This is a genomic window from Staphylococcus sp. HMSC62A08, assembly GCF_001839105.1.
Lineage (GTDB): Bacteria > Bacillota > Bacilli > Staphylococcales > Staphylococcaceae > Staphylococcus > Staphylococcus caprae.
On record NZ_KV840053.1, the window covers coordinates 53,352 to 60,275 of the forward strand.

Genomic DNA, 6,924 nt, shown 5'->3' on the forward strand with positions numbered 1-6,924 from the left:
CTATCATGATTGCTATACTTCTTGTTATGCTTGGCGGAGGTATTGGAGCAGTGTTACGTGCACTTGTTACAGATATTTGTAATCGTAAATTTAATTCAACAATCCCAATCGCAACACCTATCGTCAATATCATTGGTAGCTTTTTAATAGGAATTATAATGGGGATTTCAATTTCTCATCATTGGATTTCACCTTTCTTTATTACAGGTGTACTTGGTGGTTTAACTACTTTTTCCACACTTTCAAACGAGCTGGTTCATTTTCTTACACCTAAATTTAAATTAGGTCATTTTATTGGTTATTCATTACTACAATTTTTAATTGGCTTTATCGCTTGTTATCTCGGCTTTCACATTTAATATTAAAAGTAATGCATCGCCCAATTTCCAATCAATGATATGTATTCATTTCGTATGAAACCAATCATATCCATGAAAATTAAGATTAAATACTAAAATAATAGCTCTAAGACAAATTCTGAAATGTTCTATATCTCTTCAAAGTTGGAATGTTACTCAACTTTAAGGAGACAATACATTAACAAAAAAGTCTTAGAGCTTATTTTATACTACCACGTTTTATCGATTTGCACCTATAACGCGCAAATCTCATTAGATATTGGAATCGTCTATAAATTAATGTCCGTTATAATGAGCTGGATGAGGTCCCATTCTTTCATCTTTATTCAATTGATCAATTCTTTCCATTTGAGCATCAGATAATTCAAAGTCAAAGACGTTTAAATTTTCTTCTATACGACTAGGCGTTACAGATTTTGGTATCACCACAACGCCATGTTGTACATTCCATCTTATGATGACCTGTGCAGGTGATTTCCCTATCTCATTAGCAATATCATTAATTGTTTCATCTTCTAAAATTTGCGCATTCATTAATGGTGACCAAGATTCCATTACAATGCTTTGCGCTTCTAAATATTGACGTAACTCTTTTTGAATTAAATAAGGATGAAATTCAACTTGATTAATGACAGGTTTAATAGAAACTTGCGCAAGTAAAGCTTCAAAATTTTCTGGTGTAAAGTTACTTACTCCAATATTTTTAACCTTACTTTCCTTATACAAGTCTTCCATACCTTGCCAAGTATCAATCATGACAGCTTCATTTGTCCCTGGCCAGTGCATTAAGTATAAATCTAAATAATCTAAGCTTAGGCGCTGGATTGAATGATTATAAGCTTGGTCTACATTCGCACGACCATAATCTTCAAGCCACAATTTAGACGTAATAAATAAATCCTCACGATTTAAACCTGTCGATTCTAGCCCCTCTTTAATCCCTTGTCCGACCATTTCTTCATTCCCATATATTCTGGCTGTATCTATACTTCTATATCCACTTTCAATCGCATGCTTAACTGCATCCTTACATTCATCACTGTTCTCAACTCTATAAGTACCTAATCCTACCTTAGGCATTTCCCTTCCATTATAAAATTGAATTGTTTCCATTACGCTCACTCCTTATTAAGCTATGATGTACATGTTACTATCTCCATTTTTTGATGTAAAAAATGTTAACTCACCATGGTTTCTCAATGTCTTTATACCCTTTTCAAACAAAAAAATACAAACGTAAGAAAATCTATTCCTTACGTTTGTATGCTTTAATTAAATGATTCGATTTTATCCATAATTGTTTGTAAATCATCAACATTGTACTGAATACGTCCATGGAAGACAAACTTATTAAAGAATTCATCTAGTTGTTCAGGACCTACAAGCACTTTGACATTCGATGATTGTGCGTAATTAGAAATTGTCACATCGCCTTCATCTTTAGGATTGAAGTATAAAATTGATGTTGGCGTATATTTCGTATTTAACTCACTTTGTAAATCACCCGCGAGTGTTTGAATTTGTTGAATCTTTTCAGAGTAATTCACAAATGACAATGATTTTTGATCCTCATTTTGATCTAAAACTAATGTTTGTGGACTTGATTGATCTAAATCAAGTGTTTGGAACACTTGTGACATGGTTGGCAACTCTTTGAATTGAGCGCCACTAATACCATTATATACATGCCCTTTCAATAGTTGAGAATCAATAATATATAATCCAGTTCTAGTTAATACTAAATGACTGATACGCTCTATATTGTTAAATTCATTACTTGGTAAAAAGATATTCGCCATGATGTGCATATCTTCGGGACGAATTCTTTTCTCATTGACAAGTCGTTCACGAATGCCTATTAATCTCATATCTGTAACGTATTCACTATGATTCTTAGAAAATAGCTTTAATGCATCAATTTCTCTATCTTTACTATTTACTGTCGCATCAAAATCTTCTTTTTGTTTAGTGACAGCCTTTTTATTTTCTACTCTTTCTTTTTCTAAGGCTTCTTCATGAGATTCTTTCAAATGTTGCTCTTTTTCTTTATATTGGGCTTCTGTTTGATTTTTAATTTTCTTTTTACTGCTAATTGCAACTAAAAAGAGAATAAAGAAAAGAATTGCCACAACAATTGCAACGATTAAGCCTATAACTATCGGTGAAGATAAACTCATCACAACAACGCTCCTTTAACCATTTCAATAACTTTCATTATAATAGAAAACACTCAATTTATCGACATTTAATTGATATTTCCTTTCACTCAATTGAAAGCAATGGTTATGCTTCAACCGCATCTTTAAGTAAATTCACTTTGTCTAACTTTTCCCAAGGTAGTAAAACATCTGTACGACCAAAATGACCATAAGCAGCAGTTTGTTTATAAATAGGTTGTTTTAAATCTAACATTTTAATAATTCCTGCTGGTCTTAAATCGAAGTGATTTCTAACTGCCTCTACTAATTCAGCTTCTGAAACTTTACCTGTACCAAACGTATCAATAGAAATTGACACAGGTTCTGCAACACCAATGGCATACGCTAATTGTACTTCACATTGATCAGCTAATTCTGCAGCTACAATGTTCTTAGCTACGTATCTAGCAGCATATGCAGCAGAACGGTCTACTTTTGTAGGATCTTTTCCACTGAAGCAACCTTTTCCGTGGCGAGCATAACCACCATACGTATCAACAATGATTTTACGACCTGTTAAACCGGCATCACCTTGTGGTCCACCAATCACAAATCGTCCAGTAGGATTAATAAAGAATTTCGTTTCTTCATCTAATAGATCTTCAGAGACTGTTGGATAAATGACATGCTTTTTAATATCCGCTTCAATTTGTTCAAGTTCTGTATCTTCTGCATGTTGAGTAGATACAACGATGGTATCAATACGTTTAGGTTGATCATTCTCATCATATTCTACAGTTACTTGAACTTTACCATCAGGACGTAAGTAATTTAAAATTTCATCTTTACGCACATCTGATAAGCGTTTAGCAAGTTGATGTGATAAGAAGATTGGAAGTGGCATGTAGGTATCCGTTTCATTTGTAGCGTAACCGAACATCAAACCTTGATCTCCTGCACCCATAGCTTCTATTTCTTCTTCAGAAATTTCATTACGATATTCTAGCGCTTTGTCTACACCTTGTGCGATATCTGGAGATTGCTCATCAATTGCTGTTAATACAGCCATTGTTTGGTAATCGTATCCATATTTAGCTCTTGTGTAGCCAATATTTTTAATTGTTTCGCGAACTACTTTTGGAATATCTACGTATGTAGAAGTTGAAATTTCACCAGAAATAAGTGCCATACCTGTGGTTACTGTTGTCTCACATGCAACACGTGCATTAGGATCATCTTTAAGGATTTCATCAAGAATGGCATCAGATACTTGGTCTGCAATCTTATCGGGATGACCTTCAGTAACTGATTCTGAAGTAAATAATCGTTTATTATAAGTCATGTTTTGCTCCTTTATATATTGATTACGAAAATTCTCTTTTATGTGTGAGCTAAATAAAAGAGCCTTCTACACTATCAAGATAGAGAGAAGGCTCTTAAACGTCCATTCGCTCTTATCGTTCAGACGATATATGTCTGCAAACGGTTTGGCACCTTTCTTTACTAAAAAGAGGTTGCTGGGTTTCGTTGGGTCCATGTCCCTCCACCACTCAGGATAAGAGAATCCGTTAAAATTAATACTACCGAATTCATAGTTTAATGTCAATTTATGATTTCGCTCTATAGCTTATATTTACTGTGGATTAATCATTGTGTTGTGTTATACTATTTAAATGTAAAGGCTTACATAACTACTATTGCTTTGGAGGGATTGAGTATGTCAGTAGACACATACACAGAAACAATTAAAATTAAAAATTTACTAGAAAAACCATCAACTCAGTTTCAACTCTCAACAACTCAACTTTACAACAAGATTTTAAACAACAATGAAGGACAATTAACTGAATTAGGTGCAGTTAACGCAAGTACGGGGAAATATACTGGCCGTTCACCTAAAGATAAATTCATCGTAACTGAACCTTCATATAGAGATAATGTCAATTGGGGAGACATCAACCAACCGATTGATGAAGAAACATTTTTAAAACTTTACAATAAAGTTTTAGATTATTTGGGTAAGAAAGATGAACTCTATGTATTTAACGGTTATGCGGGAAGTGATAAAGATTCACGTTTAAAGCTAACAGTCATCAACGAATTAGCGTGGCATAACTTATTTGCACATAATATGTTTATTCGTCCAGATTCAAAAGAGGAAGCTAAGAATATCAAACCTAACTTCACAATTGTTTCTGCCCCACACTTTAAAGCAGACCCAGAAGTAGATGGGACTAAATCAGAGACATTTGTCATCATTTCATTCAAACATAAAGTGATTTTAATCGGCGGTACTGAATACGCTGGCGAAATGAAAAAAGGTATCTTCTCAGTAATGAACTACCTATTACCAATGCAAGATATTATGAGTATGCATTGCTCAGCAAATGTTGGAGAAAAAGGTGATGTTGCTTTATTCTTCGGTCTTTCAGGTACAGGTAAAACAACGCTCTCTGCTGATGCAGAACGTAAATTAATTGGGGATGATGAACACGGTTGGAATAAAAATGGCGTGTTCAATATTGAAGGCGGATGTTATGCCAAAGCCATTAACCTCTCTAAAGAAAAAGAACCACAAATTTATAATGCAATTGAATACGGTACTATTTTAGAAAATACAGTCGTTAAAGAAGATGGTACAGTAGATTTTGATGATAATAAATTTACTGAAAATACACGTGCCGCTTACCCTATTGAACATATTGATAATATCGTTCTACCTTCTAAAGCAGCACATCCAAATACAATTATTTTCTTAACTGCTGATGCCTTTGGTGTCATTCCTCCAATTTCTAAATTGACCAAAGATCAAGCAATGTATCATTTCTTAAGTGGTTTCACATCTAAATTAGCTGGTACTGAACGCGGTGTCACTGAACCGGAACCTTCATTCTCAACTTGTTTCGGCGCACCTTTCTTACCATTAAATCCAACAGTTTACGCTGATTTACTCGGTGAACTTATCGACAAACATAACGTAGATGTTTATTTAGTTAACACTGGTTGGACTGGCGGAAAATACGGTGTAGGCCGTCGTATTAGCTTGCATTATACTCGTCAAATGGTGAACCAAGCAATTTCAGGTCAATTAAAAGACGTCGAATACAAAAAAGATGATACATTCGGTTTAAATATTCCAGTTGAAATTAAAGATGTTCCTAAAACAATCTTAGATCCAGGCAATGCTTGGAGCGATGCGAATAAATATCACGAACAAGCTCAAGACTTAATTAACCGTTTTGAAGAAAACTTCAAAAAATTCGGTTCTGAAGTTGAACATATTGCAGAAAAAGGCGCTTTTAATAAATAAAATTGACAGAATTGAAAAAGGTAGAAAGCACGCAATTCGAGCTTTCTACCTTTTTTCAATTTATTTACCTAATGTTTGCTAACAGTTTTTACGTTTATGATTTTCTATATTTTCCATCCATTGACGCACTTTATTCAGTGTCTCTTTCATAGCTGGTGGTCTTGGCACATGACCTTCGTTAAGTTGATAGAACGTCTCGTAATATGATCCTTTGGCTTGTAGTTTTTCCTCTAAATCATATGCTTGATGAATACCAACTTGCCAGTCCTTTCCACCATGAATAATGAGTATAGGAGGACTGTGTGCATCAATATTTTTTAATGCATCTCTTTTATTATAAGCGTCTACATCTTTCTTAGGATGACCCACCATTCGACGTAGCATTCCTCTTAAATCCACTCGCTCTTCATACATTAGGTGAATATCAGATACACCGCCCCAAATAATATAGCTATCTACAGGTAAATCTTGAAACGTTAATAATCCTTGAAGCCCACCACGAGAAAATCCAATCATATGAACATGCGCCTTAGGATATTGATGATGTAATAATCTTATCAATTGTGTTACATCATTTAAATCTCCACGATAGAATTCATCCTTACCTTCACTGCCATTGTTACCGCGATAATAAGGCCCAACAACCAATGTATGCGCATCTGCAAACTGCATTAACCTTGCTGCTCTGACACGCCCTACTTGTCCCTTTCCGCCTCTAAGATAAACGACAATTCGATCTACAGATTGATATGGTGTCATCATCAATGCTTTAACATTTAAATGGTCTACTTGATAAGTAACTTCCTCAAATCGATGTGTATGAGCGTCTATAGGCATTTTCTTAATTTTTGTAAAATCCAAGCGCTCTCACCCTTTCAATACATTTTAAAATTGTCGCATCTTGCACTAGAAAACTTTGTTTCTCATGGGGTATATCAGTTACATTTTCAAAAAGAGAAGGACCGTTCGTCTCGTAATAAGTATGATGGGCTTCAAAATGACTCACTTCTATGAAAAAGACATCCTTTAAAAATAATTCATCATCATTTGTTGTCACTTCGTATTGTGCAAAGTAATAACAACTTCGAGCAATTGCTCCTGTTTCTTCATACAATTC

General features: G+C 34.4%; 6 protein-coding genes, 1 pseudogene and 1 riboswitch. Of the genes and pseudogenes, 2 read left to right on the forward strand and 5 right to left on the reverse strand.

From position 1 onward, the window contains the following. The first annotated feature begins 5 nt into the window (after nucleotides 1–5). On the forward strand, nucleotides 6–359 hold the full coding sequence (locus tag HMPREF3264_RS11515) for a fluoride efflux transporter FluC (protein WP_002443502.1): 354 nt from the start codon (nucleotides 6–8) through the stop codon (nucleotides 357–359). 276 nt (nucleotides 360–635) lie between these two features. Here HMPREF3264_RS11515 and HMPREF3264_RS11520 read toward each other — a convergent pair whose 3' ends face one another. The 3 genes from HMPREF3264_RS11520 to metK form a co-directional block, all read right to left on the reverse strand. Then, entirely contained in the window at nucleotides 636–1,472 is an 837-nt protein-coding gene (locus tag HMPREF3264_RS11520; RefSeq protein ID WP_070873397.1) for an aldo/keto reductase, read from the reverse strand. Between the two features lie 155 nt (nucleotides 1,473–1,627). Then, on the reverse strand, nucleotides 1,628–2,536 hold the full coding sequence (locus HMPREF3264_RS11525) for a nuclease-related domain-containing protein (protein WP_070830771.1): 909 nt from the start codon (nucleotides 2,534–2,536) through the stop codon (nucleotides 1,628–1,630). A 106-nt stretch (nucleotides 2,537–2,642) separates the two neighbouring features. After that, nucleotides 2,643–3,839 carry a methionine adenosyltransferase gene (gene metK / locus HMPREF3264_RS11530; protein ID WP_070873398.1) on the reverse strand — a complete coding sequence of 399 codons (1,197 nt, stop codon included), beginning with the start codon at nucleotides 3,837–3,839 and terminating at the stop codon, nucleotides 2,643–2,645. 109 nt (nucleotides 3,840–3,948) lie between these two features. After that, nucleotides 3,949–4,059, reverse strand: a riboswitch (SAM riboswitch). A gap of 155 nt (nucleotides 4,060–4,214) precedes the next feature. On the opposite strand from metK, the gene pckA reads away from it, so the two are divergent. Then, nucleotides 4,215–5,807: a phosphoenolpyruvate carboxykinase (ATP) gene (gene pckA / locus HMPREF3264_RS11535; protein ID WP_070873399.1), complete on the forward strand. Its 1,593-nt coding sequence runs from the start codon at nucleotides 4,215–4,217 to the stop codon at nucleotides 5,805–5,807. Between the two features lie 78 nt (nucleotides 5,808–5,885). Here pckA and HMPREF3264_RS11540 read toward each other — a convergent pair whose 3' ends face one another. Together HMPREF3264_RS11540 and HMPREF3264_RS11545 are read right to left on the reverse strand one after the other, a co-directional pair. Then, on the reverse strand, nucleotides 5,886–6,668 hold the full coding sequence (locus HMPREF3264_RS11540; RefSeq protein WP_070873400.1) for an alpha/beta hydrolase family protein: 783 nt from the start codon (nucleotides 6,666–6,668) through the stop codon (nucleotides 5,886–5,888). Then, nucleotides 6,649–6,924, reverse strand: a pseudogene (locus HMPREF3264_RS11545) (nucleoside triphosphatase YtkD); the annotation flags it as partial. The gene HMPREF3264_RS11540 and the pseudogene HMPREF3264_RS11545, both read right to left, overlap by 20 nt.